This is a genomic window from Candidatus Colwellia aromaticivorans, from assembly GCF_003333305.1.
Classification (GTDB): Bacteria; Pseudomonadota; Gammaproteobacteria; order Enterobacterales; family Alteromonadaceae; genus Colwellia; species Colwellia aromaticivorans.
In genome coordinates, this window is sequence record NZ_QOLD01000090.1 from 23,906 (window position 1) to 48,889 (window position 24,984).

The following is a 24,984-nucleotide window of genomic DNA, read 5'->3' on the forward strand; positions in this document are numbered from 1 at the left end:
ATGTTTCAAACTAAGCCTTATTGCGTACTAAATCAAAAAATTCTTCTTCTTTTTTTTCATCAGACAATGCTTGAAGAAAGCGCTTGTCTTGAAATGCTTCAGACACCTTTTCTAGAACTATATTTCCTAACACTCTCAACCGTCTTAACTTTGCAGGAGAACGAATACGATGATTTAATAACTCATTCTGTTTGATGCCTTCAATAAAATAATTAGCTGCATGATCATCAAAAGATTTAAACATATCTGGAATATACATTGCTGCGCCATCAGCAAAAAAATCAGTTCTATTCCATCTTGCACTTGATCCCATTCTGCCTATATATGTTTTAGTCAATGAAAGAACGTATTCAGCCATCAACCCTTCAGGAATTAAACTTGCATATGGGACTAATGCCTTAACAGACATATTCTCGTTAGGAAAATCATCAAATGATTTTGTTAACTCTTTAACCAAAGGTTCTGTTTGATACCGACGAGAAACAACTGAAAGATAACCTTGGTTTTTTACTAATTCTATAAAACTAAAAGCTGATTGTGTTATTTCTGAATTACCTTTTTGTATTTCTTGATCTACCCGCCTCGCTACTTGAAGTTTAATTGACTTTGGCAGTACACGCCATAATATAGGCGCCACAAACTCGATATTTGAACGAAGTACACTTGTCGATTGAGGGTGTATATATGAAGAATATAATCGATTTGAAAGTTCTTTTTTATAAATTTCTGGTAGATCACCCAAAGCACTTTCAATCGAAATTACATTTCTATCAAATGTTTCTTCTGCAAGAGTAGATACATACTCATTTACATCTATTATTTGAGCTGGATATTCGGTATTAAGTACATATTTTATACAATCATCCATCATAGCTAATACTTTGATTATTGATGGATCACTGCTTTTAGGGTGCCCAGAAAAAATATGACGAGTTTCTTTGGAGTGTTTTAAAACTTTACTAGCTTCCCAGCCAATAACACCAATTTGATATGCCCCATCAATTAACTGATCATCATTAACAAAATTTTGAAAATCTTCATATGATTCAACTTTTCGCCCAAGTTCTACTGATTTATTAAAAAGGCTAACGCTGCGAAAAATAATTTTATTTCTTAAATCATCCACTACAGCATTCCAAAATGAACCTATAGAGCTTCTATAACCTCCCACTTGAAGTACCTTAACTGCTTCAATTATATAGGGGTCATCCCTTAACTCTTCTCGAACCGACATTAATACTCGTTCCATTATCGGAACAATTTCGGTATTTCCATCTGGCGCTAAGACCGTAATCTGGTTTTGACTCATAAGATCCCTCTTCTTCTGTTATAGTTAATGATTTTCATTTACGAAAAATATTTTAGTTTTATATTTTTGCAAAGTATAATAAACAATTTATTTATGAATAATGTATATATAAATTATTTATTTATCCAGCATTTTCTTAATGGTCGCTTCAATTGCCGCCTGCATATCTTGGCTTTGCTCTGCTCTTGGTTGACTCAGCTTTTTAAGCAACTCTGCTTGTCGGTAATCAGGTACATCACCATAGCTATAAAGAGTCGTTAAAACAGCTTGATGCCCTAAGTTTTGGCTCCATGCTTTGAATTCTTCAGGACTTTGGCATAATTGCTCACCTAATCGAACTAAAGTATCTCTAAAGCTGTGCGGGTTAAAATATTGCAGCCCTGCTTTTGTAAAAGCACGTTTGAATAATTCACGTATTGGGTGTGCTGTTGACCAATGCTCTTTTAATACACCGCAGGCACTAAACTTTTTATCTTTGGTATTGGCTACTTTGGTTTTTGGAAATAGCGGATCGTCATGACTAAATAACAGCTCTGTTTTTAAGTGTTCTAACCACTCAGTTAATATCTGAACAGGCAACTCACCCACAGGAAAAAAGTAAGTAGTAAAGGTTTTACTAAATTTGGTTTTGACCTCCCTAGCATCTTGAAACACTGAGCCAGTGGTTAAATCAACATGCTTAATTTTAAATGATGTTATTGCCGTATCTCTTGCACCTGTTAATAAGGTAAATGCCATTAATGCCCTATTCCGTTTTTCTATATCGGTTGTGCTAGGCATATCATTTAGCACATGAATTATTTGCTCTAATGTTGCCACTGGCTTTTTTCGTTTAGCGCCAGCAATGCGCGTATCTTTTTCTGACAAGTTAAAGTAATCCGCATCGGTATAATTAAACCGTGATTTATAACCTGTTTGTTGCGCCAGCCATTGAAAGAAAACCTTTAAATGGTTACATGTACCGTTGATCGTAGATTTACTTAATTTATCACCTGTTTTTAAACTTGTTTGTGTGAGTAAGTTATTCTTAAAACCTACCGCCTGATTAAAGTGAAAGGCTTTAAAATCTTTAAATTTATTGTACTTTTCAAAACGATTTATAGCTTTTGCAATACAATCAATTGATGCCTCACTATGGCGCTTTGCTTCTTTCATAAAAGTAAAATATTTACGTTTCATTCTTTCGTTATTTATATTGTGGTTTGACATACTGATACCTCAACTATTTAAAGGACTGTTTACGAGGAAGTTAAACAACTAACCTAATCGTTTTTGTTGCAACGGTAAGATCACCGCGAAATGTCGCTGTAATACGGCTAAATCAGCTAATCGGAAGTATCTATTCATCGCTGAATTACATACATTGCAGTTAGCTTTTATCCGACCATATCTTGATGTTTCGGTCTCAAAAACAGTTGAACCTTGCTCTGGCGTTCTAGGCTCTCTACACTTCATACAATAAATTTCACCTAACTCACAAGGGCGCTTATTGATACCTCGAAGATCTTTAATAAACTGCTTTAAATCACTACCTAAAATGATGTACGGACGCTGGTTATCAATGCGTTTCAATCCTCTTCGTAGCCATGTTTTAACAGTGCTTTTATGCACCTGATAAAGTAAGGCTATTTCACTAATAGAATAATTACGGTTTATTTTGCACTTATTCGGGTTATATCGTTTAGCCATAAATCCCCCAGACAATAATGATTAAAAAATACAGTTCTAACGGTATACATTGCAGACACCGCACAGTTTTAAGTAATACTAAGTTCAGGTGTTTCATATTTAAGCCCCTGCACTTTTACTTGCGGCTATTTTATCTTCTAGCCATTGCTCTATATCGCTTTCAAGCCAGCCAATAGCCCTATCACCTAATGAAATACTTTTAGGAAAATCATTTTTAGTCATACGTAAGTAAATGCTGCTGCGTGATAAACCTGTTTTTTCTTTAACCGCTGGTAAGCGAATGATCTTGTTAGACATATTTAAATCTCTTAGTTGTTTGTAGGAACGAGTTAAAGATTAAGTGGGCGATTTGGGCGATAAAAGGCATATACCATGACAAGCGCATAATGCTAACCTATTGATATTATTAGAGAGGAAAAGAATGAAAATTAGAGGTGTTTTTTTGTTGGAATTTAAACAGTAAAAAAAACAATGAATTAGATGTGACATTCTGGGCGAAAAGTTTCCGCCCAACTTTCTTTATATTTGTATGTTTTTTCTAATGGTTTCTGCACTTTTACCTTGTGAAATTGGCAGCTTAGCTATTTGTTGTGAAATCCATGTTTTAGGCATGTTTGGTCGTTTACCTTTAAGCTTAATTGCTTCATCTTGCCAGCTTTGGTGCATAGCCAAAGTATTAGCTTTTCGCTGTTCTTTTTTATCGGTATTCGCTTGGTAAGTTTTAGCAGATGGTGATTGTTTAAGGTTTAGTGCATGATCAATTTTATCTTTATCTAACGCGAGCTTATTATCTTCAAAAAACAAAAGCTCATTAACGGGTAATACGCTTTGATTAATAATTATTGATAACGGTTCTACATTTAGTACAACACTTTTACGACCTGCTTTACTTTTTAATGTGCCTAATACAATACTCTTTTGATCAGCTTTGTAGCTAATATCACAAGATAAACCCAATAAATCAGCAATAAGTACCGCTAATTTCTTAATACTTATTTTCCACTGGCTAAGCTGCTTTGGGGGTACTGTCATTCTCCCCATTTGTTCATGCATAAATGGATCATCACAAGCAGCATAATAACGAGTTGTAGATGGATATTGGTGCGGTATTACATCTACATTGCAATGGTTTTCGCAGGCTTGGCATTGAATATTTTTAGCTTTACTAATTTTCGTTAACAGGCCATTTTCAAGTAGTATTTCAAGTACTGAATCTTGCCATAATTTTACAGCTGCCCAAGGTAAAACAATTTTGTTTTGCTTAAGCGATAGCGAATTAATTAGTAAGATTAAAACTTGCTCTATATGCATGGTAAGCTCAAGTTTATAGGTTGTGGCTCAATTCCTGACAAAGTTAACATTTCTCGAATAATTAAATCATCACCGTAATGACCTAAATTACACTTATCTGGTGAAGATATTGTAAATATCCTCGTTTGGTTCGGCTTATTAGGTCTGGGGATAAACGAAACTTTCACCGTTACCTCACTAATATACCTATTATCCAATTTCAGTACTGAAAGCTTTTCGTGAACTGCATGTTTATTCTGGTTGGGACATTCCTCTACTATTATATGGCTCTTAGGGTTTATCAAAGACGTTGAGCGAGCTCTAAGTATTTGTGCCATAAAGATCCCTCTACCTTCAGGAAGAACAAACTCAAAGTTAGCTTCAAGAATGGTTTCCAGTACATAAACTCTATTTTCAAATACGGGGGTAAAGTGTGTGAGTTTTTCTTTTATAATATATTCAACAAAAAGTCTCTGTAATTGCGGAATATTTTTAGCATTGTTTTTAGCATAAAGTTCTAAAGTGCAGTTATCTGGACAGTAAACAAATACAATTTCAAATGCCATGGTATGAGGTAATTCATGCAAGTTGTCACTTATCCACTCTGTTTCTGACTTTGCGAAATCTTCTGGAAATGCGCAAAAGTATTCAAGCTTACCGCGACTATAGTGTTCAATTTTACACCGCTTCCCTCTACCTTCTTTAGTAAAGAAATATTCCCCTATTGCTTTGGATAATAGAGCTATATCAATTTTTTTAAACGGGTCACGCAATCGCGGTAAATCTTTGATAACTTTCCATGATGTTGAGGGGATATTACTTGCTTGAAAAAATGTGGCTGCTGCTTGCCAATACTCAGGGCTATCTAAAAAAGCCCACATAGCCTTATTATGTAACCCCCAGATTGACGATATTTTATTAAGAAATCCAATATTTTCAAACTCTATAGCTTCATCGGTTAATGCGATGATACCGCCATCGGTGGCAAGCGCATGAATACTTTGAAAGTCGGATTCCATTTGGTGTCTAATGTCATCTTCAAGTTTGAGGAAAGCTTCAAAAACGGGATCAACATCATTATCTTCCAGAGCATAAAGATCTATAGGGAAATTTATATTTTTTTTATCAAAGTAATCCATTAAAAAATTATTAGATACTTTTCTAAAAAACTTTCTATGAGAGTACTGCTCACTCATGAGCTAATACCTCGTCTTATTATTTTAATGTAATAGCAACACTATCATAAATAAATTAGATATTGTAAAACCTTATAGCCCTGCATAGGAGAAAGTTTTAAATGAATATCCCTATATTAAGTGGTATTATATTTCACATTAAATTTCATATGGTTGCATGTAGGTTTCTAGTTTATGTCATTACCAAACTCTTTGATTGAAGCTCTTTCAAGTAAAAATATTTTACCCTTAGTTGGCGCTGGTGTTTCGATGTCAATAAACAATAAAGATGGGGGGCAAGTTTTCCCTAGCTGGGGTGGGTTACTGCAAAGTGCTGCTGATAAATTAAAAGCTGAAAATGATGACATAAATTCAGGTTTAATAGAGCTTTTCCTGCAAGGCAAGGATTACCATGAAGCAGCTAAATATGCCCATAAAGGATTAGATAAAGGCTTATGGCACAAATTTATAACTGAAAGTTTTGATCCTAACTTAGATGATTTAGACAAAACAAGCTCAGAACTACCAAAAGCTATTTGGAGTTTAAGTAACGAAATAATAACACTTAATTATGACAAGATTTTACAGTGGGCTTATCCTGGGGAGTCAGCCCAAGTATCCATATTAAAAAATACCGACCATGCAAATTTAGCTAATATGTTGAATACTCGAGATAAACCTATTGTATGGCACTTACACGGACATATAGATGATACTGCAAACCTAATTTTAACACCTGCAGGATACTCTAAACTCTATCCAACATCTGAAGAGTCTAAGGTAGAATTTAATGCAGCTTTAAGCATATTAAAAAATATAGCTGTTACACGTAGTTTACTGTTTATTGGTTGTAGTCTAGATGATGCTGAACTATTGGCTGAAATAAACAAGCAGAATGAACTATTCTCAGGTAATACAACACCTCACTTTGCATTGGTCAAGAAATCAAATGAAAGCGCTATACAAGAAAAGCTCAAAGATACTAATATAAAAACAGTTACTTTTGATGGTTATGGTGACCCTCTTGTAGCTAAAATAAATGAAATGGCAGCACATATTAAAAATGATGCTGTTGCTTCTGCTGTGCTTCCTTCAATTCAAGAAGAAATAATTGATTTACAACTTGAGTCCAAAATAGCGTTTTTATCTGCTAACCCATTTGGTCAAAATATTGATTACTGCCCGATTTTTAAGGAGATAAGAAAACTTCCATACACAATTGATTGTTTAACTCTCACAGAAGATAACTTGCAAGAACTATCCTGTTATGATTACGTTTTTATTGCCACAAGAGTAATAAAAAATCGTTTACTCATTGAAGATGATAATGCATGTTTTGATAAAATTGATTTCATTAGTTTACAAAATGATTCAGACCTTGATGGTATAAAGGGAGTATTCATTTTCACAGATAACCTTGTCGATGAATCCAAATTAGAAGGTATTAAACTACCCTTATTGATATTACCCGCCATTGAAAATCCAAAGCTTAAAAAGTTATCTACATTCTATTTCCAAATATTTAAGAGAAATAATGTCAATTATTACGCTGACTATGGGCAAGTATTAAATTGTGAAAAATTTATACTCCCAAAAATTCAAAATAAGCAGTCGAATAAAATAATAAAAAATGAAACTAAATTACCTAAGAGTATTGATAAAAGTATTCTAAAACACTATGTGGGAAGGCAGGAAGATTTAATATCTTTAACTCGCCACATATCTAACTTAGAAGAAGATAATGGCTTTATCACTATAAAGGGAAGCGGCGGGCTTGGTAAAACAGCGATTTCTAAAATTTTAGCTATCAAACTAGCTGAAAGAGGAAGGTATAAAGGAGGGATAGAGTTTATTGATTGTGAACATTTATTAAACTTTGAGCAATTCAAATTCAAAATTTCTTCAGTATTTAATTTAGAGCAAGCACAAAACCTTGAACAACATTTAACAGACAATCACGATCAGAAATCTCGATTAATTATCTTGGATAATTTTGAAACCTTAATTCATTTAGAAGATAAAACAAATATTTTAGACCTCTTAAGTTTTATGTCTGAATTTTCCAGCATCATTGTAACTTCTCGTGAATTTTTAAAGATTGACGGTGAAATACCTTATACTTTAAGGCAGATGACTTTAGATGAAGCGTATGACCTTTTCATTAATAACTTAGAAAAAAGAAAAATATCGAAAAAAGAAATGATTTTAGTACGTGATGAAATTGTCGATCGGTTATTAGATAAGAACCCTTTGGCGATCAAAATAATCACCTCAAATATATTGCCTACTAAAGAATTCTCTGATTTACGTGACCAATTGCAGACAGATTTTTTTAATATCTCTGAAGAAGATATAAGTTTATTTGACAATGCAAGTGATGTACACATAGATAGAAAAAAATCTTTATATGGCTCAATTTTATATTCCTACGGTATGTTACTTGATAATGAAAAGAAGGCATTCGAAAAGCTATCTTTATTTCCTGACGGCATAAATATGGAAACCTTCAAAAAACTATCTCGACACTCTAAAGATAAAGATTTTAATAAAAATATTATAAGTGACAAAATAATAAAAAAATTACAAAACAAGTCACTAATTGAGGACAACCATGGAACTATAAAACTACAATCCATCATAGGAAGGTTTGCCGAAAAACAATTTAATTTAACAGAGAAGAATCCAGACTTTTTTGATTCTGTATTCGAATACAATTGCTTTATCACAGATTCACTAACTAACCTTATTAAGAATAAAAATGTGAAGCGGGAAACTTTTGCTTTAAAGTATTTTGAAGAAAACCAAAATAATACCCTAAAAGCGTTATCGTATTTAAAGGAGTACACTCATTCAAACATTGAGAAATTAGACTTCATAGAGAATTCTTGCAGTTTATTCCAAGGGATTTGTTCTTTAGCAAACTTTATTAGGGTTTTGGGAAAAAATGAAGATTTATTTTACGATAATGAATTAATCGCATTCAAAACCACCATGGCATACTCAAATTATTACAATGGTCAATTTCAAGAATCTTATGAAAACCTTAAAGAATTAGTGCCTTTAAGTGAATTAAAATTACTAATTAAAGGCAATGAAGTAGATATGCTTATATTTTCATCAAGCCAAAATTTATACTCAATGGAAGGGAATCAGGCACTTATATATGACGTACTAATGAGTCATAAGCATTTTGAATTTACTAAGGCGTCTATAGCGTACGAGTTAGGAATAACAGAAATAAAAAATGAAAAATTAAGAGGCTTTCCCCTTTTTGAATTTCAATATATAACGAATAATTTAGATCTCAGCGGCGTTGATAAATATTTAGAAGAAATATATGAAAAGGCATATTTAGAAAAAGTTCAAGTATCCTATGTTAAAGCTAAACTAATACCTTATAACAGTGAGTACATAAATCGACTTGTCGCTGTTAACCCTTATACTTCAGGTCTAAAACAATTAATGTTTGCATTCTGTGAAACTGATATAGAAAAGGCTAACGATTATTATCAGCAGGCTATTAGAAATTTGAAACATATAAAATATTACTATGTTGAAGCTATCTATTTCTACTCCAAGTTTCTCAAAAAGCATGAATTAAAAGAATACGATGTTATATATGAAACTGGATATGAATTAACTAAAAATCACTATTATCGATATTTAGAGTACCTTTTTGATGAATTAGAAACACCGACAGACTTGGAATATAACCCCCAAAAATACCTATTACCTGACTTTAATGCATTAGAAGAACTTGTATCATAGATATTAATTACTATCTTACTTACCTATAAAACACATTAAAATAGTTTGATGTGTTTTATATTTAGAGTATTTGATACCTTCCCTGTATCTGTGTAATTTAGTGCTATATAGTTATTTACGCTTTTATCCAAAACCATTACTTTTGTAAACATTACCAAACAGCTAAAATGCAAAAAACATAGAATTTAAACATCAAAAGATATAGTGATTTTTTCTTTTAGTAGTACCACAAGTAGTACCGATAAAAACACGAAACAATAAAACACATTACAAACAAATAGATACAAGCCACAAACGAGTCCCGCAGCGGCAAAACCAACAATCAGCGCCTAAAGTGAACCCACAAGAACCATCAATTAACTTTGATGATGATAACCGTTATAGATCCTAGTTATCTTGTAAGTGTCAATTTAGGCATGTCTATTTAATCAAACCCAACGTAACTGTTGGTTTTTTTGTTTTGTCAGTACATGGTTTACTGATAACTAATCAAAGACAGCTAAACCACTAGGCGATCGTTTAGGTATATCCATTCTCATATCTAATGCTGCGGGATCGGTTAAGGAGTAAAGAAAATCCATCAGTTCATTAATTTGGCGAGCCGATAACTTAGTCGGCGCCAGTTCATTGGCATCAGCAAGGTCTTGCCGAGATAGTAAATCGTTATGCACCAAGAAATCGGATAAATCTGCATCTGTGATGAAAGGTAAGAAAGCTTGCGAGGTATCGTATGCTTGCAAAGAGTCAATTGGTGATAAATGGTGTTCCACGACCCCTTGCAGTGTATTGTAAGCGCCATCATGACCGTATGGTGCAGTAATCGCTACATTACGTAAAGACGGGGTTCGAAACTGATATTTATCATTTGCATCGTTGCTGACTCGTTGACGACCAATATCGTCATGTCCTGAAACACCATCACCTTTCCCAGGCCCTAATTGTGGCATGGCAATCGCGTGAAACTCTTGATCTGATTGCAAAGCACCTGAATGGCAGGAGCCACAACCCGCTTTGCCATAAAACAATTTCATGCCTTTCTTCTGATTATGCGACAGGGCTTTTTTATCGCCACGTAAATAGCGATCAAAAGGCGAATTATCAAAACGCCAGGAGACCGCTTCAAAGGCAGCTATGGCATTGGCAGCATGCACATAAGTAATGTCACCAGCGCTATTGATGTCATTATAAGCGGCTTCAAAAAGGCTAACATATTCAGGTATCGCTTGTAATTTGTTGGCAATAAACTGCCAAATCCCTAGTAAATCGCTCATTGAGGCGAGATCCGCTTGATTATTCTCGCCCGCTTGCCCTGCCATTTCTGCCCCTGAGGTTACGGGAAACATGGCCTGAACCGCTAAAACGTTATCTAAACCATCCGGTAAATCACCCGCTGCGGGCGATAAAAATCCGCTGGGAGAATCTAGATCTATTGCGACTCGGCCATCATGAAACATTTTATCAAAAGATTTTGACCCAAGATTAAAAATATGGGGTGCATTGCGAGGTACTCTTTCTGTGGCGGCACTTGCGCCCATGCCTTGTCTCCTAGTTGGACCGAGCCCTCGCCCTCCTTCACCAATAGGCAAGGATACACCATCACCAGTGGCTGCCATCGGGTGATGACAAGTTGCACACGAAATATTTTGATTACCACTTAATATTTTATCAAAAAATAACTGCCGGCCTAATTCAACCTTCGCAGCAGATTGTTGTCCGTTGAAATAAAAATCTTTATCGGATAATGGCTTGATCGAATGCTTAGCCATAACACTGAAGCTCAGTCCCGATATAACTAATCCTGTAACTAGGAACTTGGGCATCTTATTAAAAAACAACATCATATGTATTTTCATTATCACGATCCTTTTTTATCTTTAATACGTGAAAAAGATTACTTTTTTACATCGTTATAGAATGAATAATTGAAGTAACTAGGCACTTAGAATGCACCGCTTATCTGCAACAAATCACTCAGGCTTTCAAAACGTAAAAGTCAAAATGTCGACTGACATCAGCCATGACATATTAATTGATATAAAAAACGCTAAGATACTTCTTTATACAACTGTAGTAGAAATATAATCTCATTGCGAAGTTTTATCCGCGGCAACGAGATGAAAATGGCCTTGAAAAAGTGCACAATTATTTGGCTGTAAAGGCAAAGGAAATCGTTGTCGTAAAAGACTATAAATAATATGGAGATTACTGGTGCTGAGCTAGGCAGCATTGTTTGGCGTGTTGAAGATCATCTAATACCAATTGGACTCATTACAAACTGCTCAAACGCTGTGACAGTGTTGGAAAGTAAATCTGACATTATTGTGACCTAAGTTGTTTGGTTGCAATAATTAAATCAGATTAAAAAATTGTAAGTTGAACTATGCTGCCGCAAGCTCACTATTGGTCGGAAGCCCCCCTTGTTAGTAGTATCAGCATGACAAACACCGGCTCCTCAAGTATCCAAGGGACGCTAACCTTCACTTTAAAGACCATCTCCTAAATCCAAAAATGACCTCAGAATAGACTGTTATATTATAGCGAGGAGAAAAATATTAATATTTATGTTCACTTTTTAGCCTAAAACCTTTATTTTGTAAACATTACAAAACAGCTTAAATTCATCAAAAAACAGAGTGATGGTGGTGGCTTACAGTTAAGAGTTAAGCCTAATGGTACTAAATCGTGGTTACTGGACTACTTCAAACCTTTCACCAAAAAGCGTACCGCGTTAGGCTTAGGTGCTTATCCTGAAGTTTCATTAGCTGAAGCTAGAAAAAAACATGTAGCCGCAAGAGAGCTTTTAGCCAAAGACATCAATCCTAAAGAACACAAAGACGATAAACATCGTGAGCAAGTACTTGCCGCTACTAATACATTAAAATCTGTTGCCGAAAGTTGGTTCGCCATAAAAAAACAACCATTGCCGAAAACACCGCCAAAAGCTTATGGCGCAAGTTTGAAAACCACTTAACAGTGTTTTATAAAAACACTGTTACTAAGTGTTCAGGGGTTAAAAGCGGTAACGAACACCAATGCTAAGATCAGCACTAAATTTTGTATCGCTATTATTGCCATGGTCAAAATCTAATTCAGGATATACTTGAAAATATCCATCCCATTTAGAATTAAAGGCCATGTTCAAACCTAACGGTACACGAACCCCAAAGCCATTATCCCAACCGACAAAAGCACCACCACCAACATACCAATTTAGAGGAACATCTTCACCAAAAGACCCTCTCTTAAAAATGTAATCGCCAGCAATACCATCATCACCGATAAAAGCATTAATATCGTTAAACTGCGCAGTTACACCAAATCCTTGATCAAAACCAAGACCTACTTTTACTGTCGCACTTACTGTGTTTGAGATTAATACGCTCGTTGCGATAATTGCTAATAAATGTTTTTTCATCGAAAGTCCTTTAAAAATTGATATGAAATTGATATGAAATTGAAATTGAAATTATATATATAAATAAAAGGTAACTATTCACCTATCGTCACTCCCTAGGTCTTTAAATCGGGAGTCTAGAATTTTAAACACTGAGATTCCAGCTTCAGCTTTGTAGTTCCAGACCAAAGCTAAATACCTACGTCCTGTAGGCAAAGACACAACTGGAATGACGGGAATACTAGGTATGGTGAATAGATACAATAAAAGTTGAATTTCCCAGATTTCATTAGACAGTTTTGGAGTATAAACTAAATCCAGAAGTAGTAAGTTCCTTTGTGTCCATTTTATAGTAATTGAATATCTAGAGCAAGAACCAGTCTTATTTTGGCTTGTGAGCTGAAATTATTGACCGCTCAGTGTAATTAGGTTATTCATATATCTGAATGTCAAAATAACGAAAAGAGCAATAATAAGATTTTAAAGGTGATATAATTCATTTTGTAAACATTTCAAGACAACTAAAATCGCTCAAAAAATAAAGTGATTTTATTTTTTTTGTAGTACCCGAAGTAGTACCAATAAAAAAATAATAAAAAAGGTGTTACTTATCAATAATATATATTTCAGAGTCGAGTCCAGCAGGCAAATTAGAAAAAAGCTACCTACGGGTGGCTTTTTTTGTATCAAAAAAATAGTTATCCAAACATAAGTACTTCTCTAATAGAAGATCTATTAATTTATATTCAGCCCAGTATAATTAAGCTGTACCGTCAAAATAAAAACAGAGCCTAGCTAATGAGTTATACGCCACTAGAAAAATTAAAAAATGCTTGGATCTTCAAGCATAAAAGTTTACCCATTAGTGATACAGATTTAACCAAAATTAAACCCATGGCAAAAGAGCGCGCTAATGTTTTATGGGATACCTTTATAAGTCGTCAAGTTGATCATCCTGATTTTTTTAAAAAAGGTGACTGGCCATTTGATAATAGTAATTGGCAAGAGCAAGGTAAATGGGAAGGTATTTGGGATAGTAATGAAGAAAATTTACCTGAGTTAATTACTACCTCTATTGCATGGGACAATAATACTGTTGTGTATTATTGTTCAAATAGAGATAACGTTATCGAAACTACTTGGGCGGTTTTTAAACGTTGTTGGAAAAACTTTTTATTTATGGATGATGGTTGCATCCTTATAGGTAAAAAGCGTAAAGAAAGCGTGCAGTTTAACAGTAATGGCAGCTTCAAAGTAGGTAATAAACCAAGCTAATGAATGCTAAAAAAGCGATTATAAAAGACTCCCTTCATAAGAATAACCTTCACCGTCGTGGTTATGATTTCAGTGCTTTAACGCAGAGCTACCCACCATTATCATCTTTTATTATTAGTAATAAGTTCAATCAACAAGCAACAATCAATTTTAGTGATACCAACGCAGTTAAAGCATTAAATTTTGCTTTACTCAAAAAATATTATCATATTGAACATTGGGACTTTCCTGCGGGATATTTGTGTCCACCAATTCCAGGTAGAATAGATTACATTCACTACCTTGCTGATTTATTAAAAGAGTCAATATCCGATAACGCCAATAAGATTTCAGTATTAGATATTGGTACTGGCGCTAGTTGTATATACCCAATTTTAGGTGCACGTACACAAGGTTGGCATTTTGTTGCTTCAGATATTGATCCTATATCAATAAAAGCCGCGAATGCTAATGTAAAATCAAATAAAGGTTTAGCAAAACAGATCACATGTCGATTACAACAGAATAGTACTCATATTTTTGATGGCATAATCCAGCCTAATGAATATTATCATCTGACAATGTGCAATCCACCCTTTCATAAATCTTTAGCGGATGCGACTAAAGGGACATTGAGAAAGTGGCAGAACCTTAGCAAAGATAGTAACAGTAGTAATAGGCAAAATAACACTTTAAATTTTGGCGGCCAAAAAGGCGAACTATGGTGTCAAGGCGGCGAAGTGAGCTTTATACGCCAGATGATAAAAGAAAGTAAACAGTACCGAGAGCAAGTATTGTGGTTTACCTGCTTAGTGTCGAAAAAAGATCATCTTTCGGCAATTAAATTGAGCTTAAAAAAAGCCAATGCAGCCAAGATTAACGTAGTAAAAATGGCGCAAGGACAAAAAATTAGTCGTTTCATTGCTTGGAGTTTTTCTGCAGAAAAATAAAACTAAGCTACTTCGGTATAAACTAAGTTTTTGGTATCATACTATCAGGCATAAGCACTGCAATCACCTGACCTTTAGCGCAAATAACATCATTAGCAGATAACGTTATATCAACAATAATTTTACGGTCTTTTACTTCACTAAACTTACCAACTAACGTTAACTCAACTCCTTGAGGTGTTGGCGCTAAAAAACTCACATTAAGGGCTCCGGTAACAAAACGCATTGGCGGTAAGCTACCTAATTCACGCCCCTGAGCAAGGTAAGCCATAGCTGAGGCACTACCCGTACCATGACAATCAATTAATGATGCGATCATGCCGCCATAAACAAAACCTGGAATAGCCGTATATTTTTTATCTGGTATACAGCGAGCTACAGTAATGCTGTCGCTTATATTTTTCTCATCAATGTGTTGCCAGTAACTTTTTAATTGGTGACCGTCAGGATTGTTTTTACCACATCCGTAGCAATGACTTATTTCTTCTGGATAATGATCTTGAAAAGCTTCGTTCTTCATAAAAATCCTTATTTATATTAATGAGTAGCATAGGGAATAAATTCGCCTATGCTGATGTGGTTAGGGTAATACTAAGGCTAATTTGATAAAATTAACTTAGCCAATAGGTCGTAAGTCATCAATCACTTTACCATCATCAGCTAAAGTGCCTACTGCAACCAATTCAACCGTACCACTTAGTTTGGTCGTTTTTTGCAAGCTTGCGCTAATATTGTTAATTGCACTAGCGATATCAGCGTCAGAGTACGCCTTAGTATCTAACTCACATTGCAAATTCATTTGGTCATTATGATTTATTTTAGTAACCGATAAGCGCATTTTAGCTATTTGTTGATACTCTTTGCGAACTTGCTCTATTTGCCCAACATGAACAAACATACCCTTAATTTTAGTCGTTTGATCCGCACGACCTAGCCAACCTTTAATTCGCATATTAGTGCGACCACAAGCACTCAAATCAGGTTTTACTGCTGACAAGTCTCCTGTAGCGAATCGAATCAATGGATAGTCGACATTAAAACTAGTCACAACAACTTCGCCAACTTCACCTGCTTCAACTGGCTCTAGACTGCCCGGACGTACTATTTCTACGAGTAGGTCTTCTGCAATAATTAAACCGTCACCTACGATTGACTCAAAACCAATTAGTCCAACATCAGCACTTGCATAAGCTTGTAACGTATCAATACCTGCAGCGGTAAATTCAGCTCTTAATGCTTCAGGTAATGCTTCTCCTGTTACTAATGCTTTACCAACACTAGATATATCACGCTGATTTTTATTGGCTTTATCAAGTAGTATTTTTAAAAATGATGGTGTACCGCAATAACCCTGTGGTTTTAAATGCTCAATAACATCAAGCTGTTGTTCTGTTTGTCCCGGACCTGCAGGAATAACAATACAACCACAAGCTCTAGCGCCAGAGTCAAGAATAAAACCACCAGGGGTTAAATGGTATGACAAAGTGTTTTGTACTAAATCACCTTTTCTAAAGCCGGCAGCATAGAAAGCTTGCCCCACACGCCACCAATCATCACTTGTGTTTTCAGGATCATAGATAGGTCCAGGAGATTGAAAAATTCGACCTAAGTTAGCCGTTTTAGCACTTAAACCACCTAAAGGAGAGTTTTTGCTTTGAATATCCATCAAGTCAGATTTTCGGGTAATAGGTAATTGCGCTAACAATTCACGACTAGTAATTTTTTCAGCATCAATATGCTCTAGTGTTTCACTATAATGCTGACATTCTTGCTTCGCATAGGTGATAAAAGCAGGTAAACGCTCTAATAGTGACTGCTCACGTAACTCAGGATTTTGACATTCTCTTTCGTAAAAATATTGTTTCATGGTAACTCGATAATTTTTCAAATATGATCATTTCTAAATATGATAACGTTAATTTTTAATGCTTTTTTTATATCGTTTTTCATGTACTTTCAGAAAGCAGCCAGTTCGTTCGATTTTTAGGAGATAGCGCGGAGCTTACGGATGTAAGTGAGCACTTTCGACAACAAAATCGAGTGAAATGGCAATAAGCTGGAATGTACATAGGTTATAACCAACGTTTACGTCTTTTATAAGACTTTAAGTTTTTAAAGCTTTTACGTTCTTCGTTGCCACCACCTAAATAAAACTCTTTTACATCTTCATTACTAAGCAATTGCTCTTGAGTACCATCAAGTACAACTTTACCTGACTCCATAATGTACCCATAGTCAGCAGCTCTTATTGCATAGTTAGCATTTTGCTCAACCAACAACATGGTAATACCTTGATCTTGATTGATCTTTTTAATAATACCAAATACTTCTTTAACGAGTAATGGTGATAAACCCATCGATGGTTCATCTAAACAAATCATCTTAGGACGAGCCATTAATGCTCTACCTATGGCTAGCATCTGTTGCTCACCACCTGATAAATAACCAGCTAGACCTGTACGCTCTTTTAATCGAGGGAAATAATCAAAAACCATTTCAAGATCTTGATTTATTTGTGAATCATTACGCGTATAAGCACCGAGCTTTAGGTTTTCGATTGACGTCATGTCTTCGATAATTCGACGACCTTCCATCACCTGAATCAGGCCACTACGTACAATGTCTTCTCCATTTTTCTTGTCAATACGTTCGCCCATAAAGTGAATGTCACCTTTAGTCACTTCGCCATATTCACTTTTAAGTAAGCCTGAAATCGCTTTCAGTGTTGTTGATTTTCCCGCACCATTTGGTCCAAGTAACGTTACAACATCTCCTTCTGGTACGTCTAATGTCACCCCTCGAAGTACTTGAATAACTTCGTCGTAAACTACTTCAATGTTGTTAACTGATAACATTGGTGTAGCCGTTTGAATTTTTGCTGCCGCCTGTGACATATGTATACTCCGTTGAAAATTTTATATTTGCCTAATATAAAATTAAGCAAAAACCCTTGTGATTATTCCCCTATCGTCACTCCCGAGGTGTTTTAATCGGGAGTCTAGAGTTTTAAAACAATGAGATTCCAGCTTAAGACACAACTGGAATGACGTGAATCTAGGTATGGTGAATACTTACAAGTCCTCTAAATAATTGATGCAGCAACGACGACAATGCCGCTGCTGTGTCAAGTATGACGAGGATTAATAACCTAACCAATCATCACGACGATCCAATGTAACTGTTGTTACTTTATTAACTTTAACGCTATCGCCAACAAAGTTACCATTATAGATATTTACTTGGTTGATACCACGGTGATCATCATTGGTCCAATTAGCAGCTAAACAAACACCATCTAGGCCTTTAGGTACCCAGTTTTTATTAACATACATGCCTTTTTTAATGTTTTCACCGGTGATGCCACCGTTGTCTTTAGCCCATTCCATTGCTTCTTTCATGAAGTATGTTGAACATACGCCACGCATGTAGTGATGAACGCGTTCTTCTTTACCTTCATGATCTGACATTTTTGAAATTTCACGTACAAGCTTCATACCTGATACATCGTCACCCCAAAATGGTGTCATTGTTGGGAATACGTAATTTTTGATACCATCGCCCGCAGCATTAAATACATTTTTATCGCCACCCCAAATACTTGACATCAATTGAATGTCAACACCAACCGTTTTACAAGATTTAATTAACGACAGTACTGAGCCACCGATGTTAGCAACATAGCCGTAGTTTGAACCAGAGCTTTTAATGCTTAAACATTGCGCTTTAAAATCACCTGGTTTCATAGAAACAACAACTGGTGGTAAAACATCAAAACCAAGCTCTTCAGCATATTCTGCACAAGCAGCTTTAGGCGCATTTGGGAAAGGATGGTTTGCACCTATATGGGTAAATTTTGGTTTTCCTTTACCGCCTTTGCTTTTAAAGTCTCCAGCCGCCCATTGCACTAAACCACGACAAGCATCTGAATAGGAAGCGCCATAAAAGAAGTTATAAGGTGCTGGCTTCTTCGTATGAGGATTTTTACCAGTAGGATCGGTTAAATGCCCTGAATAAGACGCAGAGAAAACTGGTGTTTTATCACGGGCAACAAACGAGATTAACGCTTCAGTATCCGCTGTACCCCAACCTTGCATTGCTACCATGCCCTTACGAGATTTCCATTTTTTATAGGCAGCAATGGCTTGCGGTACTTTATAACCATAATCAATTGTTTCAGACTCAAGTTTAGTACCACCAATACCACCATGAGCATTGATATAAGCAAGTGAATCACGAACGCCATTAGCATAGGCTTTACCTACGAAGGCAGTTGGACCTGACATATCAGCTAAATGGCCAACAAAAACAGAATCTTGTGCTTGCACTTGGCTGGTAGCACTTAGTGCGATACTGGCAGCAATTGAACTTACTAATAATTTTTTATTCATAACTTTTCTCATGTGAATTTCCTCAACTTGTTTTTTAGTTATTTTTACCTCTTTACCTATTGGTATAAGTAAAGAAGGTAAGTGTTATTTTTATATTTTCTTTTGTTACATTTTTGCTTCACGCAGTTAGCTTAATTAACGTCCCCATCAACCTAACTGCGCTTGATACCCAAACCATCTCATTTTGAGGTGGCTTGGGTATATCATCCAGAACTTACTCGTGTTTAAATTAAACAATTAGTAAGCAAATGGGTAGAATTTCCAGTAATTTTTAATTTGTGTCCAACGATGTGCTAAACCTTCAGGTTCAAAAATTAAAAATCCGATTATTACTAAGCCAATAGCCATTTCTTTGATGTAAGCTAAACCATCAATAACCATTGGAATGTTGCCCCAATCTGTCATTTTCATTAAACCAACACCACTTTCTAATACCTCAGGTAAGAACACCATAAAGATGACTCCCATCAAAGTACCTTTTATCGAGCCTAAACCACCAATAATGATCATCGCTAAGAATTGGATAGACATCATAATAGTAAAACCTTCCGCAGATACATAACCTAAGTAATGGGCATATAGCGCACCACCAATACCCGCATAAAAAGAAGATATACCAAATGAAAGTAAACGATATTTGTTTAACTTTACGCCCATAATTTCAGCCGATAAGTAATGGTCACGTACAGCAACAAAGGCACGTCCATCACGACTACGCATTAAATTACAGCCCCAGATAAACATAAATACTAGTGCGAATAATGCTATATAGTAAAAGCTTTCATCGGTATCAAAAGCAAAGCCAAATAAGTTTACTGGGTCGGCCATTGAACCTGCTGCACCACCAGAAAACCACTCTGCACGGGCAAAGAAATCTTCAATAATAAATTGCGAGGCAAGCGTCGCGATAGCTAAGTATAAGCCTTTGATTCTAGCGGCTGGCGCACCAAACATCATGCCAACACCCATGGTTAAGAAACCCGCTAAAGGAATGCAAATAAACACAGGAATTTCAAAGCTTATGTTCAACCAAGCCGAGGCAAACGCGCCAAAGCCAAAGAAAGCACCATGCCCTAGCGATATCTGCCCAGTGTAGCCCACTAAAATATTCAAACCTAAGGCAGCAATGCCCAAATAGGATATTTGAATTAATAAGGTAATAAAGTAACCATCAACAACTAACGGTGCAAAGCACAATGCTATAATGGTAAAAATAGTCACCCAACGGATGGTTTTCGTTTCAAAAATTGTATTATCTTGTTTATAGCTAGTGCGGAAATCTCCACACGGGCGCATACTTAAACTAGACATAAATCACTCCTAATAATTGTTCGTTTTGTCAGTTAAATAGCGCTATATACGCTCAATGTCTTGGGTACCAAATAAACCGTAAGGTTTGAACCAAAGAATAATTAACAACACATAAAATGGGGCTATATCGTACATATTACCAATATGTAAATATTGACTATCAAAAAACTCAGCTACGTTTTCTAATACACCGATGATGAGACCACCAACAATTGCACCAACAATTGAGTCTAACCCGCCTAAAATAACGGCTGGGAATACTTTGATACCCATAATAGAAAGTGAATCTGAAACACCATTAACCATACCAAGCACTATCCCTGCGGTAGCAGAAACTGTTGCTGCAATACCCCAACTCATCGCAAAAACATGCTTTACAGACACACCTAGACTTTGAGACGCTTGTTGATCAAAAGCAGTAGCTCTCATCGCTAAGCCATGCTTAGAATGTTTAAAGAATAAAAAGAACGCGACCATGATAATTAACGCTATAACCGTACTCATTAAGTACGCCATTTCTACATTCAATCCCAAGATGCTAATCGACTCAGTATCAAATACTTTCGGGTAACTTTGCGGTGAAACACCAAATATCCATTTCATTAACGATTGAAAGAAAATAGACAGCCCGATAGTTACCATGATTACCGAAATAATCGGCTCACCAATCATAGGACGCAGTACTATCATTTGTAACAGCACACCAAAGCCTGCCATAAATACCAGTGATAATAAAAATCCTAGAAAAAATGGTAACTCTAAGTAAATCAATGAAGCCCAACAGACCCAGGCACCAATAAGTAAAAACTCACCTTGGGCGAAGTTAACAATTTGTGTTGATTTATAAACCAACACAAAACACATACCAATTACACCGTACAACAAGCCAACAATAAGGCCATTGACGATTAATTGAGTTAAGAGTTCAAAATTCATGATGCTTTCCTCTGAGTTTGACTAGTTTTTGATGACACTGCACTGCCATCATTTTCAATTACTGTCGCAACTTTAAGTGTCGTTTGAATACGTGAACTACCACCATCTTGGAAAGTAATCACTGTATCAATATCAACCATCTCTTTGTTGTCATAAATAGACTCAATGATGTCACCATATTTATCTGCAATAACCGTGCGTCGTACTTTACGCGTACGCGTTAATTCACCGTCATCTGCATCTAGCTCTTTATAAAGCAAGATAAACTTATTGATTTTTTGTGCGTCAGGTAATGTCGCGTTAACTTTTTCTACTTCTTCACTAAGCTTGTCATAAACCTCAGGTAAAGCTGAAAGACTAGTGTAGTTAGTAAAACCTAAACCTTGTTGTTCTGCCCACTTAGATACAATAGAGAAGCGAATACAAATAATGGCACTCAAGTAAGGCATATCTTTACCCAAGATAACCGCTTCACCGATAAATGATGAGAACTTCAATTTATTTTCAATATATTGTGGTGAGTACTGCACACCATTGCTGGTTTTAGCTAAATCTTTGATTCGGTCAATAATTACCAAGTGCCCTGACGGTTTGAAATACCCCGCATCACCAGTATGCATCCAGCCATCAATAACATCTTCGTCATAGGCTTTTTGGTTATCTAAATAACCGGTAAACATGCCAACGGTTCTAGCAATAACCTCACCAACACCTTCTTTATCTGCATTGATAACTTTTACTTCGGCGGTATCAAAAGCGACACCAACACTGTCGTAATCAACATCATTTTCTTTGTGAACTGTGTAAGCACCACATAGCTCAGTTTGACCATAAAGCTGACGTAGCGGAACACCAATAGTTTGGAAGAATCTAAAGGTATCAGGTCCCATTGCCGCACCACCCGTTGCCGCTGAATTCAAATTAGTGAAACCTAATCTATCTTTTAAGGCATTCATTAATATAAGATCGGCAAACCATGAACGTTTTCCCTCTAATTGTGCTTTTTCAGATAGTGCAAAGGCATAATTAAATAATTTTTGTTTAAGTGGCGTTGAATCCATCATACGGGCTTTAACGTCGGCTAAAATACCCTCCCAAACTCGAGGTGCAAGTAAAACAAAATTTGGTCCAATTTCACGCAAATCGGCCATCAGTGTTTCTTGCCCTTCAACAAAGTTGACGATTTGACGAGAAATTAAGGCTTGGCCAACAGCATATACTTGTTCCATAATCCATGGAAGTGGCAATACAGATACATAGTTATCACCTGGCTGGCGAGGGTCAGCACGTAAATATGAACTGCAGTGCTTAACAAAATTACCACCACGTAAAAAGGCTATTTTAGGTTTTGAGGTTGTACCTGAAGTTGTACAGTAAAGAGCAGTTTCATCCGCATCAGTCGCATCAACATAGGTGTCATATAACTCAGGCGACATCTTATCTATTTCTTGCCCTTGCTTATATATATCTTCAATGCTGATTAAGCGTTTATCATCATATTTGCGCATACCACGTGGATCACAATAAACAATGATTTTCACATCGTCAATTTCATCACCTAACTCAAGCAATTTATCGCACTGCTCTTCGTCTTCTGCAATAACGACAGTCGCATTACTTTTATTAAGTAAGTAAACCACTTCTTCATGTAAAGAATCTTGGAAAATACCGATTGAGTAACAGCCCATAGAATGTGCCGCTATTTCACCCCAAACCCATTCTGGTCTGTTATCACCTAATAAGGCGATAGCATCTTTCGGATTAACACCTAATTTTCTTAAGGCTAGTGATATCCACTTAACGCGATCACTATAATCTTGCCAGTTAAATTCGTTCCAAATACCAAACTCTTTTTCACGCATGGCAATATCATTTGGCCAACTTTTTGCGTTATGCCTCAGTATTTTTGGAAAAGTATCTAACTCCCCCATTTCATAATCTTCTGTTGCTGCTACTTGTAAGTTAGACATTAGCTAGCCTCCCTTTCTTCAACGGTATTAGCGGCTTCTTCTTCATCGTCTTCGATACCAAGATAAGCACGTTTAACATGTGGATCAGCCATCACTTCATCAGGTAAGCCTGACATTAGCTTCTTACCAAAATCAAGCACCATCACTTGGTGTGAAATGTCCATCACTACGCTCATATCATGCTCAATCATGACAACAGTAATGCCAAATTCTTCATTTAAATCGAGGATATAACGAGCCATATCTTCTTTTTCTTCTAGATTCATACCTGCCATAGGCTCATCAAGAAGAATTAATTTGGGTTTTAATGCCATTGCACGTGCTAGCTCAACTCGCTTACGTAAACCATAAGACAGGGTGCCAGCAACAGATTTTCTGATATGAGAAATTTCTAAAAAGTCGATAATTTCTTCACAATAACGACGGTGAGCAAGTTCTTCTTTTTGCGCTGGTGATGCCCAATATAAAGGCCCTGTTAACCAGTTGTTTTTCAATAAGTGATGACGGCCAACCATTATGTTGTCTAAAACCGACATGTGACCAAATAAGGCTAAATTTTGAAACGTTCGTCCCATTCCAAGATCTGCTCGGTCATTTGGACGTAAATTAGTGACAATTTTGTCATTGAAAATTACGTTTCCAGAATTTGGTTGATACCGTCCAGAAACACAGTTAAGCATGGAGGTTTTACCTGCACCGTTAGGACCTATAATGGAAAAAACAGAGCCACGGGGTACTTCAAAGCTAACGTCGGTTAATGCTTTTACACCACCAAACGCTAATGAGATATTTTCTACTTTGAGTATTGAATCAGTCATACTCACACTCCCAAATTGATAAATAATGTTATAGATGATGCAAGTAATAATTTTTTAAACTTATTGTTAAACATTGGTACACCCTTGTTGTATGTATTTTTATTTTAACTTCTAGTTTCATATTTTCTAACTATCAAACTAGTGTTTGCCTAGTTATACTAAGCTAGTACAAAAATGTAACAATCGGAAATAAGGCTTAGCACCTAGAGCTTAGTCCTTTAGTCTTAGGTAAAAAAACAAGGCAAGTACTAATGATTAAGTAGTAGAAATAGATAGGTTTTTTACTAAAAAAATGTGGTAAATTTACTAATAGACGGGTGTATTTTGAGAGTTTTATGTTTGCAAATTGGTTATTAGTTAGCGTTAGTATTGGCTATATTGGCTTGTTATTTCTTATTGCTTATTTAGGCGGTAAATACCGAAATAAGCTAAAAACAAAACAACAAACTATTATTTACGCGTTATCTTTAGGCGTTTACTGCACTTCATGGGGGTTTTTAGGCACCACAGCGCAAGCAGCTAATAATTCTTTTACTTATATCTCTGTATATTTAGCGCCTATATTGCTATTTGTTTTCGCTTGGCCATTTATTCAGCGGATAATAGTGAACGTCTAGCCAAATGCACATATCCTAAGTTAAACATTAACCCTAGACTTGCTCCAACTAATAAAAGGAGCAATGTATGAGTCGTAAAACTTCCGGTGAGTGGAAAAATCTTGTAAAGCAACAA

The 24,984-nt window shown here is 35.8% G+C and carries 19 protein-coding genes and 2 pseudogenes; 5 read left to right on the forward strand and 16 right to left on the reverse strand.

All coding sequences use genetic code 11. The features are described 5' to 3' along the window. Positions 1-10 precede the first annotated feature (10 nt). The 6 genes from DWA31_RS14620 to DWA31_RS14645 all read right to left on the reverse strand — a co-directional run bounded on the left by DWA31_RS14620 (position 11) and on the right by DWA31_RS14645 (position 5,484). On the reverse strand, positions 11-1,309 hold the full coding sequence (locus DWA31_RS14620; protein ID WP_114327317.1) for a hypothetical protein: 1,299 nt from the start codon (positions 1,307-1,309) through the stop codon (positions 11-13). Positions 1,310-1,426: 117 nt separating this feature from the next. Further along, a complete protein-coding gene (locus DWA31_RS14625) occupies positions 1,427-2,518 on the reverse strand; it encodes a site-specific integrase (protein ID WP_114327318.1) in 1,092 nt (363 codons plus the stop codon). Between the two features lie 48 nt (positions 2,519-2,566). Beyond that, entirely contained in the window at positions 2,567-2,998 is a 432-nt protein-coding gene (locus DWA31_RS14630; protein ID WP_114327319.1) for a helix-turn-helix domain-containing protein, read from the reverse strand. A gap of 99 nt (positions 2,999-3,097) precedes the next feature. Beyond that, positions 3,098-3,295 carry an AlpA family transcriptional regulator gene (locus tag DWA31_RS14635; RefSeq protein WP_114327320.1) on the reverse strand — a complete coding sequence of 66 codons (198 nt, stop codon included), beginning with the start codon at positions 3,293-3,295 and terminating at the stop codon, positions 3,098-3,100. Between the two features lie 222 nt (positions 3,296-3,517). Continuing rightward, positions 3,518-4,309 carry a hypothetical protein gene (locus DWA31_RS14640; protein WP_114327321.1) on the reverse strand — a complete coding sequence of 264 codons (792 nt, stop codon included), beginning with the start codon at positions 4,307-4,309 and terminating at the stop codon, positions 3,518-3,520. Further along, positions 4,300-5,484: a hypothetical protein gene (locus DWA31_RS14645; RefSeq protein ID WP_114327322.1), complete on the reverse strand. Its 1,185-nt coding sequence runs from the start codon at positions 5,482-5,484 to the stop codon at positions 4,300-4,302. The genes DWA31_RS14640 and DWA31_RS14645 overlap by 10 nt, the downstream gene beginning before the upstream one ends. Positions 5,485-5,658: 174 nt before the next feature. On the opposite strand from DWA31_RS14645, the gene DWA31_RS14650 reads away from it, so the two are divergent. Beyond that, positions 5,659-9,231: an SIR2 family protein gene (locus tag DWA31_RS14650; protein WP_114327323.1), complete on the forward strand. Its 3,573-nt coding sequence runs from the start codon at positions 5,659-5,661 to the stop codon at positions 9,229-9,231. Between the two features lie 485 nt (positions 9,232-9,716). Here DWA31_RS14650 and DWA31_RS14655 read toward each other — a convergent pair whose 3' ends face one another. Further along, the gene (locus DWA31_RS14655) at positions 9,717-10,997 is read right to left on the reverse strand and encodes a cytochrome-c peroxidase (protein ID WP_114327324.1); all 1,281 of its coding nucleotides are present in this window, start codon (positions 10,995-10,997) and stop codon (positions 9,717-9,719) included. An 833-nt stretch (positions 10,998-11,830) separates the two neighbouring features. Between DWA31_RS14655 and DWA31_RS14660 the strand changes: the two are divergent. Then, positions 11,831-12,201 (forward strand): annotated as a pseudogene (locus DWA31_RS14660) (integrase arm-type DNA-binding domain-containing protein); the annotation flags it as partial. Positions 12,202-12,241: 40 nt separating this feature from the next. Here DWA31_RS14660 and DWA31_RS14665 read toward each other — a convergent pair. After that, a complete protein-coding gene (locus tag DWA31_RS14665; RefSeq protein ID WP_114327325.1) occupies positions 12,242-12,646 on the reverse strand; it encodes a hypothetical protein in 405 nt (134 codons plus the stop codon). Positions 12,647-13,423: 777 nt separating this feature from the next. Here DWA31_RS14665 and DWA31_RS14670 point away from each other — a divergent pair. Then, positions 13,424-13,900, forward strand: coding sequence for a DUF2947 domain-containing protein (locus tag DWA31_RS14670; RefSeq protein WP_114327326.1), 477 nt, complete (start codon positions 13,424-13,426; stop codon positions 13,898-13,900). Then, positions 13,900-14,829 carry a 23S rRNA (adenine(1618)-N(6))-methyltransferase RlmF gene (gene rlmF / locus DWA31_RS14675; RefSeq protein ID WP_114327327.1) on the forward strand — a complete coding sequence of 310 codons (930 nt, stop codon included), beginning with the start codon at positions 13,900-13,902 and terminating at the stop codon, positions 14,827-14,829. Before DWA31_RS14670 ends, rlmF begins: the two co-directional genes overlap by 1 nt. Positions 14,830-14,851: 22 nt before the next feature. Here the strand turns inward: rlmF and DWA31_RS14680 are convergent, their stop codons facing one another. The 8 genes from DWA31_RS14680 to DWA31_RS14715 form a co-directional block, all read right to left on the reverse strand. Beyond that, on the reverse strand, positions 14,852-15,349 hold the full coding sequence (locus DWA31_RS14680) for a PaaI family thioesterase (RefSeq protein ID WP_114327328.1): 498 nt from the start codon (positions 15,347-15,349) through the stop codon (positions 14,852-14,854). Positions 15,350-15,445: 96 nt separating this feature from the next. Further along, positions 15,446-16,696 (reverse strand): phenylacetate--CoA ligase family protein, encoded by a 1,251-nt coding sequence (locus DWA31_RS14685; RefSeq protein WP_114327329.1) that lies wholly within the window; start codon positions 16,694-16,696, stop codon positions 15,446-15,448. A gap of 205 nt (positions 16,697-16,901) precedes the next feature. Continuing rightward, positions 16,902-17,723 carry an ABC transporter ATP-binding protein gene (locus DWA31_RS14690; RefSeq protein ID WP_114327330.1) on the reverse strand — a complete coding sequence of 274 codons (822 nt, stop codon included), beginning with the start codon at positions 17,721-17,723 and terminating at the stop codon, positions 16,902-16,904. A 246-nt stretch (positions 17,724-17,969) separates the two neighbouring features. Further along, the gene (locus DWA31_RS14695) at positions 17,970-19,217 is read right to left on the reverse strand and encodes an ABC transporter substrate-binding protein (protein ID WP_114327336.1); all 1,248 of its coding nucleotides are present in this window, start codon (positions 19,215-19,217) and stop codon (positions 17,970-17,972) included. 237 nt (positions 19,218-19,454) lie between these two features. Next, positions 19,455-20,528 carry a branched-chain amino acid ABC transporter permease gene (locus DWA31_RS14700; protein WP_114327331.1) on the reverse strand — a complete coding sequence of 358 codons (1,074 nt, stop codon included), beginning with the start codon at positions 20,526-20,528 and terminating at the stop codon, positions 19,455-19,457. A 42-nt stretch (positions 20,529-20,570) separates the two neighbouring features. Next, positions 20,571-21,464, reverse strand: a complete 894-nt coding sequence (locus DWA31_RS14705; RefSeq protein WP_114327332.1) for a branched-chain amino acid ABC transporter permease — start codon at positions 21,462-21,464, stop codon at positions 20,571-20,573. Beyond that, complete coding sequence (locus DWA31_RS14710) at positions 21,461-23,434, reverse strand: long-chain fatty acid--CoA ligase (RefSeq protein ID WP_114327333.1); 1,974 nt, start codon at positions 23,432-23,434, stop codon at positions 21,461-21,463. Before DWA31_RS14710 ends, DWA31_RS14705 begins: the two co-directional genes overlap by 4 nt. Continuing rightward, the gene (locus DWA31_RS14715; protein ID WP_114327334.1) at positions 23,434-24,252 is read right to left on the reverse strand and encodes an ABC transporter ATP-binding protein; all 819 of its coding nucleotides are present in this window, start codon (positions 24,250-24,252) and stop codon (positions 23,434-23,436) included. Before DWA31_RS14715 ends, DWA31_RS14710 begins: the two co-directional genes overlap by 1 nt. A 335-nt stretch (positions 24,253-24,587) precedes the next feature. Between DWA31_RS14715 and DWA31_RS14720 the strand changes: the two are divergent. Further along, a pseudogene (locus DWA31_RS14720) lies at positions 24,588-24,857 on the forward strand (hypothetical protein); the annotation flags it as partial. Positions 24,858-24,984 lie beyond the last annotated feature (127 nt).